This is a genomic window from Bradyrhizobium sp. CB82 (assembly GCF_029714405.1).
Lineage (GTDB): Bacteria > Pseudomonadota > Alphaproteobacteria > Rhizobiales > Xanthobacteraceae > Bradyrhizobium.
In genome coordinates, this window is record NZ_CP121650.1 from 6,130,912 (window position 1) to 6,156,300 (window position 25,389).

22 protein-coding genes are annotated in these 25,389 nt (G+C 64.2%); 15 read left to right on the forward strand and 7 right to left on the reverse strand.

What is annotated here, in order from left to right; all coding sequences use genetic code 11:
* Positions 1-15: 15 nt before the first annotated feature.
* Together QA640_RS29840 and QA640_RS29845 are read right to left on the reverse strand one after the other, a co-directional pair.
* On the reverse strand, positions 16-1,260 hold the full coding sequence (locus QA640_RS29840; RefSeq protein WP_283036443.1) for an ABC transporter substrate-binding protein: 1,245 nt from the start codon (positions 1,258-1,260) through the stop codon (positions 16-18).
* A 92-nt stretch (positions 1,261-1,352) separates the two neighbouring features.
* Positions 1,353-2,168, reverse strand: a complete 816-nt coding sequence (locus QA640_RS29845) for a putative hydro-lyase (RefSeq protein WP_283036444.1) — start codon at positions 2,166-2,168, stop codon at positions 1,353-1,355.
* Between the two features lie 119 nt (positions 2,169-2,287).
* On the opposite strand from QA640_RS29845, the gene QA640_RS29850 reads away from it, so the two are divergent.
* Entirely contained in the window at positions 2,288-3,205 is a 918-nt protein-coding gene (locus QA640_RS29850; protein ID WP_283036445.1) for a LysR family transcriptional regulator, read from the forward strand.
* Between the two features lie 31 nt (positions 3,206-3,236).
* Entirely contained in the window at positions 3,237-4,487 is a 1,251-nt protein-coding gene (locus tag QA640_RS29855) for a Zn-dependent hydrolase (protein ID WP_283036446.1), read from the forward strand.
* 314 nt (positions 4,488-4,801) lie between these two features.
* On the opposite strand, the gene QA640_RS29860 is transcribed toward QA640_RS29855, so the two are convergent.
* On the reverse strand, positions 4,802-5,875 hold the full coding sequence (locus QA640_RS29860; RefSeq protein WP_283036447.1) for a tartrate dehydrogenase: 1,074 nt from the start codon (positions 5,873-5,875) through the stop codon (positions 4,802-4,804).
* Positions 5,876-6,041: 166 nt separating this feature from the next.
* On the opposite strand from QA640_RS29860, the gene QA640_RS29865 reads away from it, so the two are divergent.
* From QA640_RS29865 to QA640_RS29880, 4 genes are all read left to right on the forward strand, one after another.
* Complete coding sequence (locus QA640_RS29865) at positions 6,042-6,818, forward strand: SDR family oxidoreductase (protein ID WP_283036448.1); 777 nt, start codon at positions 6,042-6,044, stop codon at positions 6,816-6,818.
* Between the two features lie 143 nt (positions 6,819-6,961).
* A complete protein-coding gene (locus QA640_RS29870; RefSeq protein ID WP_283036449.1) occupies positions 6,962-8,383 on the forward strand; it encodes an amidase family protein in 1,422 nt (473 codons plus the stop codon).
* A gap of 850 nt (positions 8,384-9,233) precedes the next feature.
* Complete coding sequence (locus tag QA640_RS29875) at positions 9,234-9,593, forward strand: hypothetical protein (RefSeq protein WP_283036450.1); 360 nt, start codon at positions 9,234-9,236, stop codon at positions 9,591-9,593.
* 590 nt (positions 9,594-10,183) lie between these two features.
* Positions 10,184-11,500 carry an IS1182 family transposase gene (locus QA640_RS29880; RefSeq protein WP_283036451.1) on the forward strand — a complete coding sequence of 439 codons (1,317 nt, stop codon included), beginning with the start codon at positions 10,184-10,186 and terminating at the stop codon, positions 11,498-11,500.
* A gap of 746 nt (positions 11,501-12,246) precedes the next feature.
* Here the strand turns inward: QA640_RS29880 and QA640_RS29890 are convergent.
* A complete protein-coding gene (locus QA640_RS29890; protein ID WP_283036452.1) occupies positions 12,247-13,350 on the reverse strand; it encodes an amino acid ABC transporter permease in 1,104 nt (367 codons plus the stop codon).
* 2 nt (positions 13,351-13,352) lie between these two features.
* Complete coding sequence (locus tag QA640_RS29895; protein ID WP_283036453.1) at positions 13,353-14,540, reverse strand: ABC transporter permease subunit; 1,188 nt, start codon at positions 14,538-14,540, stop codon at positions 13,353-13,355.
* A gap of 107 nt (positions 14,541-14,647) precedes the next feature.
* Between QA640_RS29895 and QA640_RS29900 the strand changes: the two genes are divergently transcribed.
* From QA640_RS29900 to QA640_RS29915, 4 genes are all read left to right on the forward strand, one after another.
* The gene (locus QA640_RS29900) at positions 14,648-15,520 is read left to right on the forward strand and encodes a MurR/RpiR family transcriptional regulator (protein WP_283036454.1); all 873 of its coding nucleotides are present in this window, start codon (positions 14,648-14,650) and stop codon (positions 15,518-15,520) included.
* Between the two features lie 3 nt (positions 15,521-15,523).
* Positions 15,524-16,873 (forward strand): aspartate aminotransferase family protein, encoded by a 1,350-nt coding sequence (locus QA640_RS29905; protein WP_283036455.1) that lies wholly within the window; start codon positions 15,524-15,526, stop codon positions 16,871-16,873.
* A gap of 12 nt (positions 16,874-16,885) precedes the next feature.
* A complete protein-coding gene (locus QA640_RS29910; protein ID WP_283036456.1) occupies positions 16,886-17,899 on the forward strand; it encodes an amino acid ABC transporter substrate-binding protein in 1,014 nt (337 codons plus the stop codon).
* A 184-nt stretch (positions 17,900-18,083) separates the two neighbouring features.
* Complete coding sequence (locus QA640_RS29915; protein WP_283036457.1) at positions 18,084-18,722, forward strand: aspartate/glutamate racemase family protein; 639 nt, start codon at positions 18,084-18,086, stop codon at positions 18,720-18,722.
* Here QA640_RS29915 and QA640_RS29920 read toward each other — a convergent pair.
* Positions 18,719-19,363, reverse strand: a complete 645-nt coding sequence (locus tag QA640_RS29920) for a TetR/AcrR family transcriptional regulator (protein ID WP_283036458.1) — start codon at positions 19,361-19,363, stop codon at positions 18,719-18,721. The two genes, QA640_RS29915 and QA640_RS29920, sit on opposite strands and share 4 nt — an antisense overlap.
* Positions 19,364-19,522: 159 nt before the next feature.
* On the opposite strand from QA640_RS29920, the gene QA640_RS29925 reads away from it, so the two are divergent.
* The 5 genes from QA640_RS29925 to QA640_RS29945 are packed head-to-tail and all read left to right on the forward strand — an operon-like array spanning position 19,523 to position 24,303.
* A complete protein-coding gene (locus QA640_RS29925; protein ID WP_212402241.1) occupies positions 19,523-19,732 on the forward strand; it encodes a ferredoxin in 210 nt (69 codons plus the stop codon).
* 49 nt (positions 19,733-19,781) lie between these two features.
* Positions 19,782-21,002, forward strand: a complete 1,221-nt coding sequence (locus tag QA640_RS29930) for a cytochrome P450 (RefSeq protein WP_283036459.1) — start codon at positions 19,782-19,784, stop codon at positions 21,000-21,002.
* 26 nt (positions 21,003-21,028) lie between these two features.
* Positions 21,029-22,351 carry an MFS transporter gene (locus QA640_RS29935; RefSeq protein ID WP_283036460.1) on the forward strand — a complete coding sequence of 441 codons (1,323 nt, stop codon included), beginning with the start codon at positions 21,029-21,031 and terminating at the stop codon, positions 22,349-22,351.
* Between the two features lie 18 nt (positions 22,352-22,369).
* Complete coding sequence (locus tag QA640_RS29940; RefSeq protein WP_283036461.1) at positions 22,370-23,035, forward strand: sulfite oxidase-like oxidoreductase; 666 nt, start codon at positions 22,370-22,372, stop codon at positions 23,033-23,035.
* A 47-nt stretch (positions 23,036-23,082) separates the two neighbouring features.
* Entirely contained in the window at positions 23,083-24,303 is a 1,221-nt protein-coding gene (locus QA640_RS29945) for a bifunctional alpha/beta hydrolase/OsmC family protein (RefSeq protein ID WP_283036462.1), read from the forward strand.
* A 1-nt stretch (position 24,304) separates the two neighbouring features.
* Here the strand turns inward: QA640_RS29945 and QA640_RS29950 are convergent, their stop codons facing one another.
* Positions 24,305-25,387, reverse strand: a complete 1,083-nt coding sequence (locus tag QA640_RS29950) for a YeeE/YedE family protein (protein ID WP_283042925.1) — start codon at positions 25,385-25,387, stop codon at positions 24,305-24,307.
* Positions 25,388-25,389: the final 2 nt, after the last annotated feature.

Sequence of the window (25,389 nt, forward strand, 5' to 3'; positions counted from 1 at the left end):
CTTGGCCTGCGCCGCTTACTTCATCGGCCAGGACGCTTCCGCGATCGCGGCTTGCGGCGGGAAGATGGTGACGAACTTGCCACCGACATATTGCAGCAGCACCGGGTCGGCGTCGTTGTTCTGACCCATCTCGTCGAACTTGATGCGCTTCCACGGCATGATGGTCTGCTCGCCCGGGATCTCGGTCGCCGCGAGCGCGTCGCGGATCTTCTCGCCATCGGTCGACTTGGCGCGGTTGATGGCATCCGCCAGCACGATCAGCCCCATGAACTGGCGCGAGGTGAGGTCGTTGAGGTCCTTGCCCGACTTCGCCTTGAACATGTCGTTGATCTTGCCGACCATCGGGCGCTTCTGCGCAAGGTCGAGCGAGAAGGTGCCGCGCGAGATCACGCCTGCGAGCTTGTCGCCGACGGCATCATAGAGCGCCTTCTCGGAGAAGCCGGCGTCCTGCGCCACGATGGCGTTCGGCTTGTAGCCGAGCTCGGCCATGGTCTTGACCAGCAGGATGCCGTCGGTGGTGTAGCTCGAGGGCATCAGCACGTCGGCGTTCGCGCTCTTGAGCTGCTGCACCTCGGCCGAAAGCGAGGGCGAGTTGTTCCGATACTTGATGTCGGCGACGATCTTGTAGCCGCGCTCGCCGGCGATCTTGGCCTGGGCGTTGCCGGAATCGGTGCCGAAGATGGTGTCCTCGTGGAACAGCGACAGCGTCTCGATCCTGGTGCCCTTCTTCTTCATGGCATCGAAGAAATCGAACATCGCGGCCGAGTACATCTCGTCATGCGGCGAGGCACGGAAATAATATTTGAGGCCGCGGCGATGCAGGCTGGGCGAGGAGTTGTCGGCGGAGACGAACGGGATCTGGTAGCGTTCGCAGATCTGGCTGACGGTGACGGCAACCGAGCTCTGATAGGTGCCGATGATGGCCGAGACCTTCTCCTGCGTGATCAGGCGCTCGGCCTCTGCGCGGCCCTTCTGCGGATCGGCCTGGTGGTCGGCGAAGACCAGCTTGATCTTCGCGCCGCCAAGGCCCGGCAGGCCCTCGCCTTTCGCCAGCGGCAGATCGAAATCGGTGTCCTTGTTGACGACTTCGAGCGCCGTCTCATAGGCCTTCTGCGCGTCGACGCCCTGCTGCGCGCTGGCGCCGGAGAACGGATAGATGACGCCGATCACGACCTCCGAGGTCTGCGCGCGCGCCGCTAGCGGCAACAATGCGGCGGTGGCAGTGGCTCCGAGCAGAACGTCGCGGCGAGTGATCGTCATTGGCAAATTCCCCTGTTACTTGAATTTTGCACGTATCGAATGAAGCGATTGACGGAGTGCGTAAAGCCTGAAGAAGCAGCAAACGCTGCCCGCTAAATCACGGCCATGTTTTTGTTCTTCAGATCCGTCACCAGCATCAGCCCCGGCGAATGCGTGATCGCGAACGGCAGCTTCGCGGCGTTGATGACGGATTGCGGCGTGACGCCGCAGGCCCAGAACACCGGAATTTCGTCTTCGGCGACCGGCACCGGATCGCCGTAGTCGGGCTTGGCGATGTCCTTGATGCCGATCAGGTGCGGATGGCCAAGATGCACTGGCGCGCCGTGCACGGCGGGATAGCGCGAGGTGATCTGCACCGCGCGGATCGCGTCCGCCGGCTTGAACGGGCGCATCGACACCACCATGGGACCTGCGAACGGCCCCGAGGCGCCGCACGCGATGTTGGTGCGGTACATCGGCACGCGCACATTGTGCTCGATGTGGCGGATCGGCATCCCCTCGTCGAGCAGCGCCTCTTCGAACGAGAACGAACAGCCGAGCACGAAGGTCACGAGATCGTCGCGCCAGTGCTTGGTGATATCGGTCGGCTCTTCCACGACCTCACCGTCGCGCCAGACACGATAGCGCGGCACGTCGCTGCGGATGTCGAGATCGGCGCCGAGCGAGGGGATGTACGGACTGCCGACGTCGGACATACCGATGATCGGGCACGGCTTTGGATTGAGCTGGCAGAAGCGGTGGAAGGCGCTGGCGTATTCCTCGGGCAGGATCGCCAGATTGCCCTGCACGAAGCCGGGGGCGACGCCGGCCGTCGAGCCGACCTCTCCGCCGCGATAGGCGAGCCGGGCCAGACGACTCGGAAGGGTGTCGGTAGTTTCGGTTTGCTGCGCTGCCACCAAAATAGTCATTTGATCGATCTGCCTATAATCCCGACAAGGACAGCCAACACCAGCCGTGCTATAAAGTCTAATCTTCCTTTTTAATCGATATCGATAAATTTGTTTTATCGATCAGGAAATTCGTTCCAATGCTGGACTTCAGGTCGATCGAAACGTTCCTTTGGGTTGTGAAGCTCGGCAGCTTCCGGGGGGCTGCGGCGCGGCTCAATACCACCCAGCCGGCGATCTCCCAACGCATTGCCCAGCTCGAGCGCGAAATGGGCGTCAAGCTCCTCAACCGCGATCATCGCATCGCATCGCCGACGCCGAGCGGCCGGCAGATGATGGTGTATGCCGAGAAACTGATCGGCCTGCGTGCGGCGATGATGGCCGAGATCGGCAACGCGTCCGCGATGCGCGGCGTGATGCGTCTCGGCGTCGCCGAGACCATCGTGCACACTTGGCTGCCGCGGCTCGTCAAGAGCGTCAACGAGATCTACCCGAACCTGTCGCTGGAGATTGAGGTCGACATCACGCCGAATCTGACCGCGCGCCTGCTCGCGCAGGAGATCGAGCTTGCCTTCGTGGTCGGGCCGTTGTCGGCCCCCGGCGTGCACAACCGCGTACTCGCCGATTATGCGATCGGCTTTCTCGCAAGCCCTTCGCTCGGGCTCGGCCATGGCCCCGTCACCCGGCAGGATCTCGCGCGCTTTCCGATCATCACCTTCCCGCGCAAGACCAGACCGTACGAGGCCGTGCGCGAGGTCTTCGACCGGCCCGAGCTGCCGCCGATCCGCCTGCATGCCTCCGCTTCGCTCGCGACCGTCATCCACATGGCGGTCGAGGGGCTCGGCATCGCGGTGATCCCCGCCGCGATCGTCGAGAACGAGCTCGCCGACGGGCGGTTGCAACTGCTCGATACCGATCTGAACATCACGCCGCTGACCTTCACGGCAAGCTGGCTCGCCTCGCCCGACGTCGTCGCCGTCGAGCGCGTCGCCGATCTCGCGCGGCAGATCGCGCAGAAGAGCCTTGCGGTTGACGCGGAGATAACACCGCGTCATTGAACGTAGGCCGGATGAGAATGGATATAGAAGCATGAGCCGAGCCGCCACCAACCTGCAAATCGATTCCGCCCGCCTCTGGGGCTCCATCCACGAAACCGCGCAGTTCGGCGCGACACAGAAGGGCGGCGTGCGGCGGCTGACGCTGAGCGCCGAGGACAAGCAGGTGCGCGACTGGTTCCGCAAGGCGTGCGAGCATGCCGGCCTCGAGGTGCACATCGACGCGCTCGGCTCGATGTTCGGATTGCGGAAGGGCCGCGACATGTCGAAGCCGCCCGTCGGCATCGGCTCGCATCTCGATACCCAGCCGACCGGCGGCAAATATGACGGCATTTTGGGAACGCTCGGCGCGCTCGAGGTGATCCGCACGCTGAACGACGCCGGCATCGAGACCGAGGCACCGATCTGCGTCGTCAACTGGACCAACGAGGAAGGCTCGCGCTTTGCACCCGCAATGATGGCCTCCGCCGCCTATGTCGGCGATTTCAGCACCGACGATATCCTGTCGCGCAAGGACACCGAGGGCATCACGGTCGGCCAGGCACTGGATACGATCGGCTACCGCGGCGACCAGCCGGTCGGCTTCCAGAAGCTCGGCTGCTTCGTCGAGCTGCATATCGAGCAGGGACCGATCCTGGAAGCGGAAGCCAAGACCATCGGCGTGGTCGACTCCGGCCAGGGCGTGTTGTGGTACGACGGCCATATCACCGGCTTTGAAAGCCATGCCGGCTCGACGCCGATGCCGCTGCGCCGCGATGCACTGGCGACGCTCTCGGAGATCGTTCTGGCGATGGAGGCCATCGCGAGAAAGCACGGGCCGAAAGCGGTCGGCACCATCGGCGAGGCCGTGATCGCGAATCCCTCGCGCAACGTCATCCCGGGCGAAATCGCCTTCACCATCGATTGCCGCAGCGCGGACGCCGCGATCATGGACGCGCTCGATCGCGACCTGCGTGCGGCGATTGCCGAGATCGCCGCGCGGCGCAAGGTGGAGGTGAAGCTCGATCTCGTCTGGCGCAAGGCGCCGACGCATTTCGATCCGAAGCTCATTGCGGCCGTCGAGAACGCCGCCAACACGCTCGGCTATTCCAGCCGCCGCATCACCTCCGGAGCCGGCCACGATGCCTGCAACCTCAACACCGTGATGCCAGCGGCGATGGTGTTCGTGCCCTGCAAGGACGGCATCAGCCACAACGAGCTGGAGGACGCGACGCAGGCAGACTGCACCGCCGGCGCCAACGTGCTGATGCACGCCGTGCTGGCGCTCGCCGGCGTTGCGTCATGAACCGAGTTCAACGCACGCGAAAAAGACCCATGTCGTAAGGTGGGTTAGTTCTACTGTATCACAAGACCCTCATGGTGAGGAGCGCGAAGCGCATCTCCGGACGATGCTTCGCATCGCCGGGGGAACCATGAAGGCCCGGCTCTCGCCCGCTGCCATCCTTCGAGACGCCCGCTTTCAGCGGGCTCCTCAGGATAAGAGACAGAATACTTGTAACACGGTAAGACTAATTAGATTAGCGAAGCGTAACCCACCGATTTTATGGCCGCAGAAGTGGTGGGTTACGCCTTCGGCCAAACCACCCTACGCAGGCAGCGTCAGTCCACCATCTCCGCAACTGCCTTGCCGCACGCCGTCGTGTCGGCGTTGCCGCCGAGGTCCTTGGTGCGCAGCGTGCGTTCGGCCAGCGTGCGCTCGATCGCATCGACGATCGATCGGCCTGCTTCCTTCTCGCCGAGATGCTCGAACATCATCGCGCCGGACCAGATCATGCCGATCGGGTTGGCGATGCCCTGTCCCGCGATATCGGGCGCGGAGCCGTGCACCGGCTCGAACACCGAGGGGAAACTCCGCTCGGGGTTGATGTTGCCCGACGGCGCGATGCCGATGGTGCCGGTGCAGGCGGGGCCGAGATCGGAGAGGATGTCGCCGAACAGGTTTGAGCCGACCACGACGTCGAACCAGTCCGGATGCAGCACGAAATTCGCCGTCAAGATGTCGATGTGGTACTTGTCCCACTTCACACCCGGAAACTGCTTGGCCATCGCCTCCACGCGCTCATCCCAATAGGGCATGGTGATGGAGATGCCGTTGGACTTCGTTGCCGAGGTCAGGTGCTTCTTCGGCCGCGACTGCGCGAGCTCGAAGGCGAATTTCAGGATGCGGTCGACGCCGACGCGGGTCATCACGGTCTGCTGGGTGACGAATTCGCGGTCGGTGTCCGGGAACATGCGGCCGCCGACGGAGGAATATTCGCCTTCGGTGTTCTCGCGCACCACCCAGAAATCGATATCGCCGGGCTTGCGGTTTGCGAGCGGCGACGGCACGCCGGGCATCAGGCGCACCGGACGCAGATTGACATACTGGTCGAACTCGCGGCGAAACTTGATCAGCGAGCCCCACAGCGAGACGTGATCCGGAATCTTCGCCGGCCAGCCAACCGCGCCAAAATAGATCGCGTCGTGCTTGCCGATCTTCTCCTTCCAGTCGTCAGGCATCATCTGGCCGTGCTTCTCGTAATAGTCGTAGGACGAGAAGTCGAAATGGTCGAACTGCACTGAGACGCCGTGTTTCTTCGCGGCTGCCTCCAAGACGCGCAGCCCCTCCGGCATCACTTCCTTGCCGATGCCGTCGCCGGGGATCACCGCGATCCGGTATTGTTTCTTGCTCATCGAAATTGTCCTGACTTGATCTGGTCGGGCCGACCATGGGGCCGGATCGATAGACGTGCAATGGACCAAACTCGCCGGCAGTGCAACGCTGCACTGCAATGTTGACCATGGCGCGGGCGACAACCTACCGATTTCATCCTGTTCCCCGACGGCAGCGAGAATCCCCATGGACCTGCATTTACGTGGCAAGCGCGTCCTGATTACCGGCGCGTCCAAAGGCATCGGCGCAGCCGCTGCCGAAGCGTTCGCGGAGGAAGGCTGCCACCTCCTGCTTGCTGCGCGCAGCGGCGACCAGCTCCAGGCGCTCGCCGATCGCTTGCGCTCGGCGCATCAGATCGACGCAGCAACGAGCGTCGTGGACTTGCGCCAAGCCGGGGACGTCGCGCGGCTCGCGAAGGAAGCCGCCGATATCGACATCCTCGTCAACAATGCCGGCGACATTCCCGGCGGCTCCATCGACAGGATCGACGAGGCGACCTGGCGGCACGCCTGGGAGCTGAAAGTGTTTGGCTACGTCAACCTCACCCGCATGATCTATGCGCAGATGAAGGCGAAGGGCGGCGGCGTGATCGTCAATGACATCGGCGCGGCCGGCGAGAAATTCGACGCCAACTACATCTGCGGCAGCGCCGGTAATGCGGCGCTGATGGCCTTCACCCGCGCGCTCGGGGGCAAGAGCCTCGCCGACAACATCCGCGTGGTCGGCATCAATCCCGGCCCGGTTGGCACCGATCGCCACGTCACGCTGCTCAAGACCCGCGCGAAGCACCAGTACGGCGACGAGAACCGCTACAAGGAATTCCAGAAGGGCCTGCCGCTCGGCCGACCCGCGCATCCGCGCGAGATCGGCGACCTGATGGCGTTTCTGGCCTCGGACCGCTCCGGTTATACGTCGGGGGTCATCTATACGGTGGATGGCGGTATCAGTGCGGGTTGGAGTTAGTTGACGTCGCTAGAAGCCGCAGACACCGACATTGCGAGCGAAGCGAAGCAATCCAGGAATCTCGCCGCGGCGACAGCCTGGATTGCTTCGTCGCTTCGCTCCTCGCAATGACGAAACCATGACCGAACAAAGGAGCCAAATAATTGTCAGCTCAAGACCTGGTCCGCCAAACCGCCTGCGCCGTCGTCGATAAATTGCGCGCCGGCGACGTCACGCCGCTCGATCTCCTCAACGTCCTGGAGAAGCGCATCGCGGAGGTCGACGGCAAGGTCAACGCGCTCCCCACGTTGTGCATCGATCGCGCACGGAAAAGCGCCAAGGCGCTGATGCAGAGGCCGGTTGCCGAGCGCGGGCTGCTCGCAGGGTTACCGGTGCCGATCAAGGATCTGACCGACGTTGCCGGCGTGTTGAACACACAGGGCTCGCCGATCTTCAAGGACAATATCCCGGCGCGATCGGACCTTCTGGTCGAACATCTCGAAGGCAATGGCGCGATCGTCTACGCCAAGTCGAACACGCCGGAATTCGGCGCCGGCGCCAACACGTTCAACGAGGTATTCGGCGCAACGCTCAATCCCTGGGACACGTCGAAGTCGGCGGCAGGCTCCTCGGGCGGGGCGGCGGTGGCGCTCGCGACCGGCATGGCATGGCTCGCGCATGGCTCCGACATGGGCGGTAGCCTGCGCAGCCCGGCGAGTTTCTGCGGCATCGTCGGCATGCGGCCGAGCATCGGCCGTGTCGCCCACACACCCACGGCCGGGGTTGACCGCAACCTCGGGCAACAGGGGCCGATGGCGCGCAACGTCGAGGACCTCGCGCTGCTGCTCGATGCCATGAGCGGCGACCATGCGGCTGATCCCTTGTCGCTGCCCGCGCCCGCGACCTCGTTCCTCTCCGCGGCCCGCTCGGGCAAAAAGCCGAAGCGCATCGCCTATTCGCCCGATCTCGGCATCACGCCCGTCGATCCTGAGGTCAAGGCGATCACACGGAAGGCGGCGGAGCGCTTTGCGGACGCCGGCGTGATCGTGGAAGAGGCGCACCCGGACTGGCGCGAGGCGCACGAATGCTTCCACGCGCTGCGCGCGCTCGACTTCGCGATGAGCAAGGCCAAGCTCCTGCGCGAGAAGCGCGACCTCCTGAAGCCCGAAGTGGTCTGGAACATCGAGGAAGGGCTTCGGCTCACGGTCGACCAGATCGCGCGCGCCGAGTCGCAGCGCCTCGCGATGACCGCGCGTGCGGTCGAGTTCTTCAAAACCTACGATCTCCTGCTCACGCCGACGACGATCGTGCCTCCCTTCCCGGTCGAGAACCGCTATGTCGCGGAATGCGCCGGCAAGCAGTTCGACAATTACGTCGAATGGCTCGGCATCGTCTACGCCATCACGCTGGCCTGCTGCCCGTCGCTGTCGCTGCCCTGCGGCTTCACCGCATCCGGTCTGCCGGTCGGCGTGCAGGTGGTATCTGCCCCGCGCGGCGACGCACGAGTGCTCGCCGGCGCAAAGGTGCTGGAGGATATTCTGGGCGTGCGCGGAACGACGCCGATTGATCCCAAGGTGAAGGGGTAGCACAAGCTGCGCCGCAAACTCCGTGCGTCCCGTGGCGGTTCATCGCGCGCAAGCTGGAAGCGAAGGGCTGGCATGAGGAAGTCAAGGTGAGCGCGATCGATACGGCGACCGGCCACGGTTAGCGACCGTCGACCTCGATAGCATCGACGCCATGTATGCGGCGCTGCCCAATCTGGTGCCCAACCCTGGCGCCAAGTCTTAGCGGCCGCGGCGCGACCCATGCCCCACAGTTTGGCTGCTTTCTTGCAGGAACCTTGCCCTACCTTGGAATGTTGCAAGCAATACAACAACTCGGGAGGAACTCGCATGAGAACTCTGTTACTGGCTGGTGTACTGGCGGTTGCCGCTTTCGCTATTGCGACGCCGATGTCCACTGCACCCGCGTCAGCTCAAGTTGCCGTCGATACTCCCCTCGGCGGCGTAAGAGTGGGCCCGGAGCGGCATTATTACCGAGACTACGATCGACCCGCTTATCGCGCCTACGGATATGATCGCGGATATCGCGGTGGATGCCGCACCGTCACGATCGAACGCGACGACGGTTCGGTCCGCAGGATCCGCCGTTGTGACTAGAAGATCGACTCCTGGCACTCACAAAAGCGCCAAGAGGCCGAAGGAATTGGGAGCTTACTAAGGGCCGCCTCAGTTGGCGGCCCAGTGGCATGTGGCCCAAAGGCGACGACCTTCGGCAGCCCGCTCAAGTCTGCCGGTGCGGAGACCAGACCTCATTCGTGGTGTCCTCGACCGGCGCTTGTGACCTGCAGCCGACATCACTCCTCCAGCCCCCGGCGAGCCGCATTGAACTCGCCAGCTCCGCTCGACATGTGCGGGGGACAGCTTGGAGTAAACAATGAAGAAGCTTTTCACCTGTGGGGCGGCCGTGGGCTGCCTGGTCGCCTTCCTTTCCGTCGCGCAAGCCCGCTCCGCATTCGACGGCTCCTGGGACCTCATTTTCGTGACGCAAAGAGGCCCTTGCGATCCGACCTATAATTTCACCGTCAACATCACCGACGGAATAGTTACACATCCGAATTTAGTCAGGTTCAGAGGCTACGTGGCGCGTTCCGGCGCAGTTCGGGCGTCGGTGACAGTTCAGGACAAGTTCGCCTCGGGCTCAGGCAGGCTCTCGAGCAATTCTGGCCGCGGGACGTGGAGTGGCCATTCAGGAAACGCGCGCTGTTCAGGCTACTGGACCGCGCAGCGCGATTGAGGCGCTAGGTCCCACCGAGGGCTCCCGGTAAGGGCTTTTTATGCTGGATCAGCTTCTCGAACGGGCGGATAAGGCAATCGCAGAGAGCGAACGGCTCATACACGAGCTGTACGCAACGTTGGAAAAGGCAAGGGAGCTAGACGAGCAGCTACACCAGCGCCGGATTGCCGACAAGCTGTCCAAGAAGTAAGGCTGCCTCAGTTGGCGGCTTCACCCGTCCGCGAACGCCGGACTCGAACGGGGCCGGAAAAAGCGGCCCCTTTGCCGGTTGAAATTCTTGTTCGGGATGCGAAATGCCAGCCCCGGCGAAGGTCAGCGTAGAGGCAAACCGAAAGGACTCCGGAAAACTACCGTGAGTGGCGCTGTCCTAATTCCCATTTTCAACCCGCCCCCCGCGTTCGTAAACGGACTCGCGTTCAAACTAGGGACATCGGCATGGCGGCTTCGGCGCTGAATATTTGTCACGGCGCTTTTCGTGGGCATGCATCAAGGGCGCCTCAGAGGCTGTGAATCTTTTTGACTGGTCGCAAGCGGTATAGCCGAAAGCTGGTGCTGTGTGATTCTCTTGCGGTGATGGATTCGCAGGAGGGATGATGGCCGCTGATGAATTGTTTGGGGATCTGCCGGAGCAGGCAAAGCCGCAAGCCGGTGCGGCGCCGCTCGCAGCGCCGCGACTTCGTGAGCCCCAACGCGATCAAATCGAGTTGCGAGCAGTGGATATCGAGAGCCTGATCGGGGAAGACCATCCGGTGCGCCTGATCTGGTCCTATGTCGAGGAACTCGACCTGAGTGAGCTGGAGAACCGGATCAAAGCGCGGGGCGATCGGCCCGGTCACCCCGCGACATCGCCGCGGCTTTTGCTGGCGCTGTGGCTCTATGCCACCAGCGAGGGCGTCGGCAGCGCGCGCGCGTTGGAGCGGCTTTGCGAGAGCCATGACGCCTATCGTTGGCTGTGTGGCGGGGTGTCGGTGAACCATCACACGCTGGCGGACTTCCGGGTCGGTTGCGCCGACCTGCTCGACCGGCTGCTTTGCGAGCATTTGGCGGTGCTGGCGAAGGTCGGCCTCGTCAATCTGGAAACGCTGGCGCAGGACGGTGTTCGGGTCCGGGCCAGCGCCGGGGCCGCTTCGTTCCGGCGGGAGGCGACGCTCGATCGGCACCTGGCCTTGGCTGAGGCGGTGGTGGAAGACCTCAAACGCGAGGTTGACGCTCGTTCGGATGCTAGCAATCAGCGCATGAAGGCCGCCAAGGAGCGCGCCGCGCGTGAGCGCAGAGCGCGCGTCAAAGCGGCGCAGACGGCGCTCGCCGAAATCAAGCAGCAGCGCAAGGAGCGCGAAGAAAAGCGCGGCAACGGCAAGAAGCCGAAAGAGCCGCGGGCCTCCACGACGGACGCCGACGCACGGGTCATGAAGATGGCCGACGGCGGCTTCCGCCCCGCCTACAACGTGCAGGTGACGAGTGCCGCCGGCCAGCCGATCGTCGTTGACATCAAGGTCTGCAACACCGGGTCCGACCGCGGCCTGATGCGGCCCATGCTGGAGCGGCAGCGCGCGCGTCCTGGCGGGTTGCCCAAGGACCATCTCGTCGATGGCGGCTTTGGCAGTGCCGAGGACATCGAGTGGGCGCACGCCGAGGGCATCGATATCTTTTGCCCGCCCACTCAATCCAAGCACGGCACCGATCCCCATCTACCGCGACGCGGCGACGGCCCGGGGGTGTTGGCCTGGCGTGCGCGCATGGCGAGCGAAGAGGGCAAGGCCCGATACAAGCCCCGCATACATGCCCGCTGGCGCAACTGGGACCTGCGCCAATTGACCGTGCGCGGCTTCGAAAAGGTCCGCGCCGTCGTGCTCTGGTACGCCCTCGCCAACAACATCCTGCAAGGCAACCGCCTCGCTAGCGCATAGAGGAGCGTTCATCGACATCCCCCAACCTCGCCACAGCCGCCCAGCCCACGCGTTGCCACGACGAGGAACTGCCACATCCTTCGATGACCACGCAAAACGAGAAAGATTGGCAAGCTCTCAGTTGGCCGTGCGCACAAAAAGGCCCCAGCTCTTGGGGGGCAGTGAGCTGGGGCCGGCAGTACTGCCCTTGGGAAAGGGCATTAGGAAAACCCAGCAATCGCCCCAATGTTCCTGCCCTAATTTCATCCAGCCGTGTGTTCACTTGTGCTCTGTTGTTCCCGATCTGAAGGTGCATACTGCCATTGTCACCGCCCGGCCTGTGGCATTTACCGGTGATGAGAACGCCGGTTGCACTCCCGCCTCACTTGGATCAGGGAGCTTCGCCATGTTTAGGCGCGTTTTACGCAAAGTCCTGTCTCTAGAAGAACGTCTCGGTCAGGAAGCGATCAGGCTGCGACAAGAGGCCGAGGCTCTGCCGCAGGGACCGGAGCGCGAGCAATTGTTGCGCAAGGCTCGGCAAGCCGAAACCGGCTCTCATATGAGCGAGTGGCTAAGATCACCGGGCTTGCAGCCGCCAAGGTAAGGGCGCCATGGCCACGAGATCGGGGCTTTTTTTATGGGGATAGGGTCTCCGGGAAAATACAGTATCGGTTTACAGTATCGCCCGGAAGGCCGAAGGCGGGAAGAACCTCTCTTCTCAATGCCTTCGGCGAATTCATCCCTTTCCCACAACGGGAGAAGGAGAATCATCTCGCCGTCCCCGCCTCCAGGCTTCGGCTGTAGCGCGACATCGCGAAGCAGAACGCGAAGTAGATCGCGGCGATAAAGAGGTAGACTTCGACCGAAAATTGCTGCCAGGCGGGATCGATGATCGCGGTCTTCGCCGTCGTCAGCAGATCGAAAATTCCGATAATCAGGACGAGGCTGGTGTCCTTGAAGAAGGCGATGAAGGTGTTGACCAGCGGCGGGATGACGTGGCGGATGGCCTGCGGCAGGACAATCAGCCGCTGCTTGCGCCAGTAGGATAGTCCGAGCGCGTCGGCGGCCTCGTATTGCCCGCGCGGCACGGCCTGGAGACCGCCGCGGACCACCTCGGCGAGGTAGGCGCCGGCGAACAGGATGATCGCGATCTGCGCGCGCAACAGCTTGTCGATGTTGAAGCCGCCCGGCATGAACAGCGGAAACATCACGCTCGCCATGAACAACAGGCTTACCAGCGGCACGCCGCGGATCAGTTCGACATAGAGCACGCAGATCGAGCGGATCGCAGGCAATTTCGAGCGCCGTCCGAGCGCGACGAGAATGCCGAGCGGGAAGCCGAAGGCCAGGCCAAACGTCGCCAGGATCAGAGTCACCGGCAATCCGCCCCAGCGATCCTGAGAGACGAAAGACAGCCCGAACACGCCGCCCCACATCAGCACGCTGATCAGCGCCAGCGCGGCAATCCAGAAATAGATGAGCTCGCGCCGCCACCACGCGCGGCGGGTCGAGACGTAGAACAGCGCGATGAACAGCAGAACCGCGACCGCCGGCCGCCACTGCTCGTCGAAGGGGTAGGTGCCGAACAGGATGAAGCGGTATTTTTCGGGGATGACCGCCCAGCAGGCACCTAGCCCGCGCGCCGCGCGGCAGGCACTGGAGTCGTTCGGAGGCGTCAGCCAGACCGCGTTCGCAATGCCCCATTGCACGAAGCTGATCATACCCTTGGCGAGCACCGCAAAGAGCACGAGCGTGATGATCCCATTCGGGATAGACGAGAACAGGTTGGTGCGCAGCCAGCGCAGCACGCGGTTGCCGGATTGTGGGCGGCGGGCACGCGCGGTGTTGGGACTGTCGGTGATCGCGGTCATCTTCAGCGCTCCACCAGCGCAATCCGCGCATTGTACCAGTTCATGAAGAAGCTGATCGACAGGCTGATGGTCAGGAACACCGCCATGATCAGCGCGATCGCCTCGATCGCCTGCCCGGTCTGGTTCAGCGTGGTATTGGCGATCGAGACCACGTCCTGGTAGCCGATCGCGACCGCAAGCGAGGAGTTCTTGGTGAGGTTGAGATACTGGCTCGTCATCGGCGGCACGATGACGCGCAGCGCCTGCGGCAGGATGATCTGCCGCAGCATGAAGCTGCGGCGCAGGCCGAGCGCGTTGGCGGCGTCCCACTGTCCCCGCGGCACCGATTGAATGCCGCTGCGCACAATTTCGGCGATGAAAGCCGAAGTGTAGGTGACGAGCGCGATCAGCAGCGCGAAATATTCGGGCGCCAGCGTCAAGCCGCCGACGAAGTTGAAGCCACGCAGCTCGGGCCAGGCGACGGTCCAGCGCACACCGAGCCACCACGACACCAGCGCCGGCAGCACGACGATGAGGCCGAGCGCAAAAGGCCAGGCCGGTCTCGGCCTGCCGTCGCGCATCTGCTGCGCAATCTGGGCCCGTCGTAAAACGTAAAACGCGAGTGCGCCGATCGCCGCCGTGCCGAGCACCCAAAGCTGCCCCTCGCCGATCGGCATCGACGGCAGGATCAGTCCGCGATTGGACAGGAAGATGCCTTCGATCGGCCGCCATGCGGCGCGGGCGGCCGGCAGCGCCTGCATCAGCACGTACCAGAACAGCAGCTGCAACAGGAGCGGGATGTCGCGCAGCACCTCGACATAGACGGCGGCGAGCCGCGACAGCAGCCAGTTGGCCGACAGCCGCGAGATGCCGATCAGCGTTCCCAGCAGGGTCGCGAGCACGATGCCGATGACGGCGACGCGCAAGGTGTTGGCGACGCCGACGACGAAGGCCCAGAAGTACGTGTCCTTCGGACTGTAGGCGAGCAGGCTGTCGGCGATCGGCATGCCGGCCTCGCGGCCCAGGAACGCAAAGCCGGTTGAGATACGGCGCGCCGAGAGGTTCTGAACGGTATTGGACCAGAGGAACGCGATGATGGCGAGGGCAATGCCGACGACGAGGATCTGCCACAGCAGCCCCTTGAGCTGCGGGCCTCCCAGCGCGAGCGAGAACGTCCGGCGCGGCGGCGGTCTGGGGCTATCGGTCGTCACAGCACAAAAATCCTCAAAACGTTTTGAAAGCAGCGATTTCCGGCCATGCGCTTCGTGAGCGCGCATCAACTGTTGCACCAAACCAAGATATATGCAACAAATGTTTCATGGCCGAGCCCGCGAAATCCTCGCCGTTGAACGAACTCTGCAGCGCATTGCCATCGCTCCCGATGCGACTGCAGGAGGTCGGGCGTTTTGTCGCGGCCAATGACTACGACGCCACCACCCGCTCCATGCGCGATCTCGCGGCCGAGGCCGGCGCCGACCCCGCCGCGTTCACACGGCTTGCCAAGGCCATCGGCTATTCCGGCTGGGACGCGTTGCGCGCGGCGCTGACCGAAGCGCGACGCCCGGCACAGACCTCGCCCTTCTCCGGTCGCGCCAAAGGCCACCGCCACGGTCCCCATGCCGACATTGCATTGATTACCGACAAGCTCGAAGCGGAAGCTTTGGGCCTGCCGTTGATTTCGGCCTCCTCAGTGGCCCTTGCCGCACAGGCCTTGCACGGTGCAAAGCGCATCTGGATTGCGGGCTTTCGAAGCTGCCGCAGTGTCGCGGAGCTCTTGAACTATGAGCTGCGGCTGTTCCGCGCGAGCGAGGTGCAGATCGTCGGCGGCTCCGGCCCTGACGATCTCGACCTCGGCGCCTTCCGCGCGGGCGAAGCCGTCGTAGTGATCGGCTTCACCCCCTACACGGGCGCAAGCGTCCGGGTGGCGCAAGCCGCCTATCGCGCCGGCGCGACGCTGATCTCGATCGCGGACAGCGTTACCGCACCGATGGCCGAAGGCGCCGATCATGTGCTGCTGTTTGAGGCAGCGCCCTCGCCCGGGTTCTTCCCGAGCCTCACCGGCGCGATCGCGATCGCGCAGTCGCTTGCCGCGGTGACGTTCTCGCTCGGCGGCGCGGCTGCCAAGAAGCGCCTGCAGGACACCGAGGCCCGGCTTGCCGCGACCTCCATCTACGTCTCAGAGAAAGGTTGACCCATGAGCACCCGCACGAGCCACGTGCTGCACCGTTCCTTGCGCGAGACGCCGCCGAAGGCGATCGGTGGCGAAGGCGTTTATCTCTTCGCCGAAGACGGACGGCGCGTGCTGGACGCCTCCGGAGGCGCCGCGGTCTCCTGCCTCGGCCATCAGCATCCGCGTGTCATCGCGGCGCTGGCGCAGCAGGCCTCGACGCTGGCCTATGCCCATACCGCGTTCTTCTCCTCCGAAGTGGCGGAGCGGCTTGCCGAGACGCTGGTCGGCCATGAGCCCGGCGGTCTCGCCTACGCCTATTTCGTCAGCGGCGGATCGGAGGCGATCGAAGCCAGCATCAAGCTCGCGCGGCAATACTTCATCGAGCGCGGCGAGCCGCAGCGGCGCCACTTCATCGCGCGGCGGCAGAGCTATCACGGCAATACGCTCGGCGCGCTCGCTGCCGGCGGCAACGCCTGGCGCCGCGAGCCCTATGCGCCGCTCCTATCCGGCGCTTTCAGCCATGTGACGCCTGCCTTTGCCTATCACGAGAAGCGCGACAACGAGCTCGATGCAGCGTTCGTGGCACGGCTGGCCGCCGAGCTCGAAGCCGAGTTCCAGCGGCTCGGTCCCGACACCGTCGCAGCATTTCTTGCCGAGCCGGTCGTCGGCGCTACTGCCGGTGCCGTCACTGCGCCCGACGGCTACTTCAAGGCGGTGCGCGAAATCTGCGACCGCCATGGCGCGCTGCTCATCCTCGACGAGGTCATGTGCGGCATGGGCCGCACCGGCACCATGCACGCCTGGCAGCAAGAAGGCATCGCGCCCGACATCCAGGCGATCGCCAAGGGCCTTGGCGGCGGCTACCAGCCGATCGGCGCGATGCTCGCAAGCGGCAAGATCATCGACACCATCCGCACCGGAAGCGGGGCGTTCCAGCACGGCCACACGTATCTGGCGCATCCCCTCGCCTGCGCCGCGGCCCTCGCCGTGCAGGAGGTGATCCGCGAAGACGGACTGCTCGATCAGGTCAGGGAGCGCGGGCGTCAGCTCGAGCAACGGCTGACCGAGCGCTTCGGCAATCACCGCCATGTCGGCGACATCAGGGGCCGCGGCCTGTTCTGGGCGATCGAGCTCGTTGCCGATCGCGCGACGCGCACCTCCTTCGACCCGGCGCTCAAGCTGCATCAGAAGATCAAGGCGGCCGCCTTCGCGGAGGGGCTCGGCTGCTACCCCGGCGGCGGCACCGTGGATGGCGTCCGCGGCGACCACGTATTGCTGGCTCCGCCCTATATCGCCTCGACGGACGAGATCGACCTCATTGTCGACAAGCTCGGCACCGCCGTCGACAACGTGTTGCGTAGTGTCAATCACTGAGGGGAGAGTAGCATGATGAGGAACGTGATTATCGCGGCAGGCCTGCTTGCGGCTTCGAGCAGCGCGGCGACGGCTGCGACGCTGGACACGGTGAAGAACCGCGGCACGCTGGTGTGCGGCGTCAGCGCTGGCTTTGCCGGCTTTTCCGCACCGGATTCGCAGGGCAATTACAAGGGCCTCGACGTCGACTACTGCCGCGCGCTCGCCGCTGGCGTGTTAGGGGATCCCAACAAGGTGCGCTTTGTCGCGCTGACCGCCCAAAACCGTTTCACCGCGCTGCAATCGGGTGAGATCGACGTGCTCTACCGCAACTCGACGCAGACCTATTTGCGCGGAGTCACGCTCGGCTTGCGGCAGGGACCGATCAACTTCTACGACGGTCAGGGCTTTGTCGTGAAGAAGGACCTCGGCGTGAAGGAGCTGAAGGATCTCAAGGGCGCCACCGTCTGCGTCGCGCAGGGCACCACGCATGAGGTGACGCTCGGCGATTACGGCCGCGCCAACGGCATCGACTGGAAGCCGCTGGTGTTCGACCGCGTCGACACCATGTACCAGACCTTTTTCGGCGGCCGCTGCGATGCGATGACCCAGGACGCTTCGGCGCTGGCCGGCGCGGTGACCACGGCCGCACCGAACCCGGCGGATTACGTCGTGCTCCCGCAGACCATCAGCAAGGAGCCGCTCGGCCCCTTCACTCGCAACGGCGACGAAGTCTGGAGCGACATCATCACCTGGTTGCATTACGGGCTGATCGAGGCGGAAGAGCTCGGCGTGACGCAGGCCAATGTCGAGGAGATGGCGAAGTCGCAGACGCCTGCGGTGCAGCGGCTCCTCGGCACCTCCGGCGACCTCGGCTCACGGCTTGGGCTCGACAACAAGTGGCTGGTCACGGCGATCAAGACGACCGGCAATTACGGCGAGATTTACGAGCGGAACGTCGGCAAAGGCGGCCCGCTGAAGCTCGAGCGCGGCCTCAACGGCCTCTGGAGCAAGGGCGGCTTGATGTACGCCATTCCGTTCAAGTAAAGAATTCTGCCCTCTTCACCTCGCCCCGCTTGCGGGGAGAGGTCGAAATTCAAGCGCAGCTTGAAATTTCGGGTGAGGGGACTCTCCGCGAGTCCATTTCTCACCTATCGTGCGGATACAGCCCCTCACCCCAACCCTCTCCCCGTAAGAACGGGGAGAGGGAGAGGAAGCAGCAACGAACCACATGCGCATCACACTGATCCACGCGCTCAAGCATTCCATCGCCCCGATCGAGACGGCGTTCGCGCGCCTGTGGCCGGAAGCGCGGCTGATGAACCTGCTCGACGACAGCCTGTCGGCGGATCTGGCGCGCGACGGCGCGCTCAGCGACGCCATGACCGGCCGCTTCCTCGCGCTCGGGGATTATGCCGCCGCCACTGGAGCTGACGCGATCCTGTTCACCTGCTCGGCCTTCGGACCCTGTATTGAGGCGGTTGCGCGCGGGCATGCGCCGATGCCGGTCCTGAAACCGAATGAGGCGATGATCGAGCAGGCAGTGACGATGGGCCGGCGTATCGGCCTGCTCTCGACCTTCCCACCGACGCTCCAATCGATGCCACCGGAGTTTCCTGCCCCGGTTGAGATCGTGCCGAAGCTCGCCGAAGGCGCGCTCGCCGCGCTCGATCGCGGTGACCGCACCACGCACGATCACCTGATCGCGGAAGCCGCAAGAGACCTGCGCGACTGCGACGTGATCGCGCTCGCGCAATTCAGCATCGCTGCCACCGCGCCACTGGTCGCGGAGGCCACCGGCAAACCGGTGGTGACGACGCCTGACAGCGCCGTGCTGAAACTGATGAAGCTGTTGGAGGTAACGCGCTAGTCCGCTTTGCCGCCGCGGCGCGCATCCTTGATTGCGACCTCCAGCGCAAGCTTGGTCTCGGCCACAAAGTCCTCGACCAGCTCCTCGCGCGTTGTGTGTGCCGGTTTGCCGGTGAACATGCCCTGCTGGGCCAACATCACCACGCCGTGCATCGCAGCCCAGATCTTGAGGGCGTGCCGCTCGCGCAAATAGCCGACGGCCGGCGCTTCCAGCGCCTCGATCACGAGTGCGAAGGTCTCGTTCGTCGCCGCGTGCAGCTCGCTTCCCGCGGCCGCGCAGGAGACGGTGCGCGAGGCGAACATCAGCCGGTAGATGCCGTTGCGGCGCAGGCCGAAATCCAGCGTGGCCTGGGCGAGCCTCGAGAGTTTCGACTGCTTCGACGGCTTTGCCATCACCTCTCGCAGCACAGTCGTGAATTGGCGGAAGGCTTCCGCCGTCACCGCGGCGAGCAGTGCCTCGCGGTCCGCGAAATGCCGATACGGCGCAGGCTGGGAAACGCCGAGTTCCCTCGCCAGGGCCTTGATGCTGATGGCCTCCGCGCCGCCCTGCTCCGCCTCACGCAAGGCGGCCTTGATCAGGGCATCGCGAAGGTCGCCATGGTGATAGGTGTTTTGCGGCTTGCGGGCGAGTTGTGTCGGCATGTTGAGCGGAAACCTATAAGTTTGCGCTTGACAGGGGAAGCCCGTCCGCAATGTAATATACTATAACTTAATTCGCAGGTACCGCTGCGGAGAATAATCAATTGAGGAACGCGCCCGGCCCCTTCGAGGGCCCGCATGCGCATGACCGAGGGAGCTTAAATGGCAGAACGACTGAGGGTTCACGTCGATCCCGACAAGTGCCAGGGCCACGCCCGCTGCAAGGCCTTAGCGCCGGAACTGTTCGAACTCGACGAATACGGCAATGCGCACGAGGTCGGCGACGGCACGGTGCCGGCCGGCCTGGAAGACAAGGCCTGGCTTGCCAAATCCAACTGTCCGGAAATCGCGATCGAAGTGACCGAGGAATAGTGGCGCGTTCCTGCGTACCTCCGTAAACACAAGCCCCGAGGATCCAGAGATGTCCGACGTCAGCCAGCCCGCCGCCCATCCGCCTGTCACCGATTGGCTCCACGACTTCGACCACACCGATCCGCGCTGGACGGAAGATCCCTTCCCGATCTGGGACCAAATGCGTGCTGCAAGCCCGGTCGTGCACACCGAGCGCTTTCTCGGCTGCTATCTGCCGACGACCTATGAGGCGGTGCGGCAGATCGCCAACGACACCGAGAGCTTCTCCTCGCGCCGCATCATCGTTCGCGATGAGCGGCCCGAAGTCGCCAAGAATGCGGCGCCGCCGATCACCTCCGATCCGCCCGACCACAAGCCGGCCAAGCAATTGCTGCTGCCGCCGTTCACGCCAGATGCGATGAAGAGGCTCGAGCCGCGCGTCCGCGCCATCTGCAACGAGTTGATCGACGAATTCATCACTGAGGGCAAGGTTGACGCAGCTGCGCGCTACACCAAGCACATCCCGGTGCGCGCGATCGCGCACATGCTCGGCATTCCCGAGAGCGACGGCGACCTCTTCATCAAATGGATCCACATGATCCTCGAGCTGAGTATCACGAACGAGATGATGCTGAAGCAGGCGGCCGAGGAGATGACCGACTATTTCGCCGGCCATGTCGAAGCGCGCAAAAGGAAGCCGGGCGACGACCTGATCTCCTATCTCCTCAACGCCCGTGACAAGAACGGGCAGCCGCTCGAGGACTCCCACATCTACGGCTCGCTGCGGCTGCTTCTGATCGCCGGCATCGACACTACCTGGAGCGCGATCGGCTCCTCGCTTTGGCACCTCGCGAAGACGCCCGCGGACCGCGAGCGCCTGATCGCCGAGCCCGAGTTGATGCCGATCGCGGTCGAGGAACTCTTGCGTGCCTATTCGCCGGTGACGATGGCGCGCGAGGTGGTGAAGGAGACGACCATCTCCGGCTGTCCCGTCAAGCCGGGCAACATGGTGCTGCTCTCCTTTCCCGCTGCCAACCGCGACCCCAGAATGTTCCCCGATGCCGACAAGGTCGTGCTCGACCGCCGGGAGAACCGCCATGCCGCCTTCGGCCTCGGCATCCACCGCTGCGTCGGTTCCAACCTGGCGCGGATGGAGATGCAGGTTGCAATTGAAGAGTGGTTGAAGCGAATCCCGGACTTCCGGCTCGATCCGGCGGGCACCGTGACCTGGTCGCAAGGGACCGTGCGCGGTCCCCGCCAGTTGCCATTTCTGCTTGGAAAGGCCATGTAGCCTCCAGACAACCTGGGAGGCCGGTGATGACAGACCAAGCAATCAAGCCGGCCTCCGAGCACTTCGACATTGCCGACGCCGAACGCCGGATCAAGGCGATCTTCATCGGCTCGATCGGCAATCTCGTCGAATGGTATGATTTCTACGCCTATACGGCGTTCGCGCTGTATTTCGCACCGGCGTTCTTCCCTGGCAACGATCCCGTCGTCCAGCAACTGAATGTCGCCGTCGTGTTCGCGGCGACCTTCCTGATGCGCCCCCTGGGCGGCTGGTTCTTCGGCTATCTCGCCGATCATTTCGGGCGTCGGATTTCGCTGACGCTCTCCGTCGTCTTCATGTGCTTCGGCTCGCTCATCATCGCGGTGACGCCGACCTATGCCTCGATCGGTCTTGCGGCCCCGGCCATCCTGGCGGTCGCGCGCGTGATCGAGGGCTTGAGTCTTGGCGGCGAATACGGCGCCAGCGCCACTTACTTGAGCGAGGTCGCCGATCCCCGGCATCGCGGCTTCTACTCGAGCTTTCAGTACGTCACCCTGATCGGCGGGCAGCTTACCGCGATCATCGTGCTGCTGCTGTTGCAAAAGGTGTTCCTCACGCCCGAGGAGCTGAAGGCCTGGGGCTGGCGCATTCCGTTTGCGATCGGTGCGATGCTGGCGATCTTCGCCGCGGTGATGCGGCGCGGCCTGCATGAGACCGAGGCGTTCGAGGAAGCCAAGAAGGTGGTGAAGCCGACCGGCTCGATCGCCAATCTCCTGAAATATCCGCGCGAGCTGTTGCTGGTGGTGGGACTGACCGCCGGCGGCACGGCCGCATTCTACACCTTCACCACCTACATGCAGACCTTCGTCAAACTCTCGGTCGGGCTGACCGAGGACCAGACCACCTTCGTGATCTTCGGCACGCTGATCTTCGCGACCATCCTGCAACCGATCTATGGTGCGATCTCCGACAAGATCGGACGCAAGCCGCTGCTGATCTTCTTCGGCCTCGCCGGCACGCTCGCGACCGTTCCATTGCTGGTGGCGCTGAAGGAGACGAAATCGTCCTTCATGGCGTTCGTGCTGATCTGCTGCGCCTGGCTGTTCGTCGCCGGCTACACCTCGATCAACGCGGTGGTGAAGGCCGAGCTGTTTCCGACCAATGTTCGCGCCCTCGGCGTGGGACTGCCCTATGCGATCACGGTGTCCTTGTTCGGCGGCACGGCACCGGCGATCGCGCTCTATTTCAAGTCCATCGGGCACGAGGACTGGTTCTACTACTATCTCAGCGGCATCATCTGCCTCTCGCTGATCATCTATGCTACGATGCGCGACACCAAGCATGCCTCCGCGATGCATCGTCACGAGTAGACATGTCACGAGTACATCATGGCTGACGAGAACGAGCCGCCGCCCGAAAGCAAGCTGACGCGGACCAAGGAGAAATGGGCGCGCGAGGGCCGCTTCCTCACCGGCAGGATCACGCGCCCGGAAGACCAGCGCCTGCCGCCCGGGCAGCATCTGACCCGCGACTGGCCGGTGCTCGACCTCGGGCTGACGCCGTCGATCTCGCGTGAGCGCTGGCGGCTCGACGTCTACGGTGCGGTCGAGAACCCGGTGTTCTGGACGTTTACGGAATTCACGGCGCAGAAGCAGGCACAATTCACCTCCGACATCCATTGCGTGACGACCTGGTCACGTTACGACAACAAGTGGGAGGGGCTTGCGACGCGCGAGCTGCTGGCGGCCTGCCAGCCGCGCGACGATGCGCGCTTCGTCGTGCTGCATTCCTATGACGGCTACACCACCAATCTGTCGCTGGAGGATTTCGCCACCGAAGACGCCCTGCTCGCCCATGGCTGGTCGGGCCGGCCGCTGACGGAAGAGCATGGCGGTCCGGTGCGGTTGGTTGTGCCGCATCTCTATTTCTGGAAGAGCGCCAAATGGCTCCAGGCGATCGAATTTCTGACCGAGGATGCTCCCGGTTATTGGGAAGTCCGCGGCTATCATAACCGCGGCGATCCCTGGGCCGAAGAGCGCTATTCCGGCGATTGACACCTCTCCCACAGGGAGAGGTGGACATCAACAGCAAGAGGACGCCCATGCCGATGGAACGCTTCCAATTCACGGGCCAAGGCGGCCATCTGCTGGCGGCCGCGCTCGAGTTGCCGGACGGTGAGCCGGCGGCGTACGCGCTGTTTGCGCATTGCTTCACCTGCGGCAAGGACGTGCTGGCCGCGCGCCGCATCGCGGTCGCGCTCGCGGCCAAAGGCATCGCCGTGCTGCGCTTCGATTTCACCGGGCTTGGCTCCAGCGAAGGCGATTTCGCCAATTCGACATTTTCCTCTAACGTCGCCGATCTCGTGCACGCGGCCGACCATCTGCGCGCAACGCGCAATGCGCCGGCGATCCTGGTCGGCCACAGCCTGGGCGGCGCCGCAATCCTGGCGGCGGCCGGAAAGATTCCGGAGGCCAAGGCGGTGGTGACGATCGCGGCGCCGTCGGACCCTGCGCACGTCACCGGACTGTTCAGGGAGCAACTCGACGACATCCGCACGCAGGGCGAGGTCGAGGTGTCGCTGGCGGGACGCCCCTTCCGCATCAGGCGCGAATTCCTCGACGACATCATCGAGCACGAGCTGATGAAGGACGTCACTGGCCTGCACAAGGCGCTGCTGGTGATGCATTCGCCGGTCGACGATACCGTCAGCATCGATAATGCGACGAAGATCTTCGTCGCTGCGAAACATCCCAAGAGCTTCGTCTCGCTCGACCACGCCGATCATCTGCTCAGCAAGGCGAGCGATGCCGTCTATGCCGCCGACGTCATCGCGGCCTGGGCGAGCCGCTATGTCGAAGCGGCAAGACCGGCGAAAGTGGCCGATCTCCCTGAGGCGCCGCGTCAGGTCGTGGTGCAGGAGACCCGCAAGAGCAAGTTCAACCAGATGATCTCCGTCGGACCGCACCGTCTGGTGGCCGACGAGCCGGTCGCAGCCGGTGGCGAGGATGCCGGCCCCGGCCCCTATGATTTCCTGCTTACGGCCCTCGGCGCCTGCACGTCCATGACCATGCGGCTCTATGCCGACCGCAAATCGCTGCCGCTCGATCGCGTCACCGTGACGCTGAAGCATTCCAAGATTTACGCGAAGGATTGCGAGGAATGCGAGACGCGCAACGGCATGCTCGACCAGATCGACCGCGCGATCGCGATGGACGGCGCCCTCGACGCCGAGCAGCGCAAGAAGCTGATGGAGATCGCCGACAAGTGCCCGGTGCATCGCACGCTGACCTCGGAGATCAGGATCGTGACGATAGCGGAGTAGCCTAAGCAGACGGAGAACCTGCTTCCGCCGCCGGCTTGAGCGGCTGCACCCGCAACGCGCCGCGCAGGGCTGCGATCGTGCCGAGCAGAATGCCGGCAACGGCAACGAACGAGGCCAGCGCCAGCGTCGAGAGGCCGGTGAGCCCCTGCCCGATCGAGCAGCCGAAGGCCATCACGCCGCCGATGCCCATCAGCGCCGCGCCACCCGCCGAGCGCAGCATGTGGCGCGGCGACGAATAGCCTTCGAGCTGGAAGCGACCCGTCGCAAGAGCCGTGACGAGGCTGCCGGCGAACACGCCGGCGACCGTGGCGATGCCGAAATTGAGCGTCAGGCCGGTCGAGAGCATGGCGTATTGCAGCGCGTCTGCGATCGGCGCGATGAAGGTCAGCGAGGTCACCGGCACCGGGTTGAAATCATCAGCGCCAAGGAAGCCGGTAACATACCAGCCGGCCGTGACCAGGAGACCGACCATGGCGCCTGCCGCAATCTGGCCCGGCGAGCGGCGGAACGCCGCGTGCGCAAACGCAAACAGCGACAACCCGGTCGCGATCACCACAGCGGCGAGCGTGCGTGAGGCAGCATCGCCAAGGCCGAATGCCGAGAGCAGAGCGGGCAACGAATTCGCGCTCACGGCAGTCTGCGAGGCCTGCACCAGCGCGATGCGGGCCGGCGCGATCAGTCCTTTCAGCGTCATCTGTGCGGCAATGGCGAGGACGATCACGACGACGAAGGAGCGCAGATTGCCGCGGCCAAGCAGCACCAGCGCCCGCGAGCCGCAGCCATTCGACAGCACCATGCCATAGCCGAACAGGAGCCCGCCAAGGAACAGCACCGGCGCCGAGAAAGCTTGTTGCAGATAGATCGACTTGCCGAGATCGACCGTGCCGCTTCCGGCGAGGAACTGGCTCGCGGCGATCGCGACCGCCATCGCCAGCGCGTAGGTGCGAACCAGCCGGCCGTCGCCGTCCGCGAGGAAGCCACGCATGCTGCTCATCAGGCAGAAGCCGCTGAGCAGGCCGACCGCGCCGTAGACGAGGCCAATGGCGAGGCCTGCGAGGATGACAAACTGGGCCGACGACTCCATCA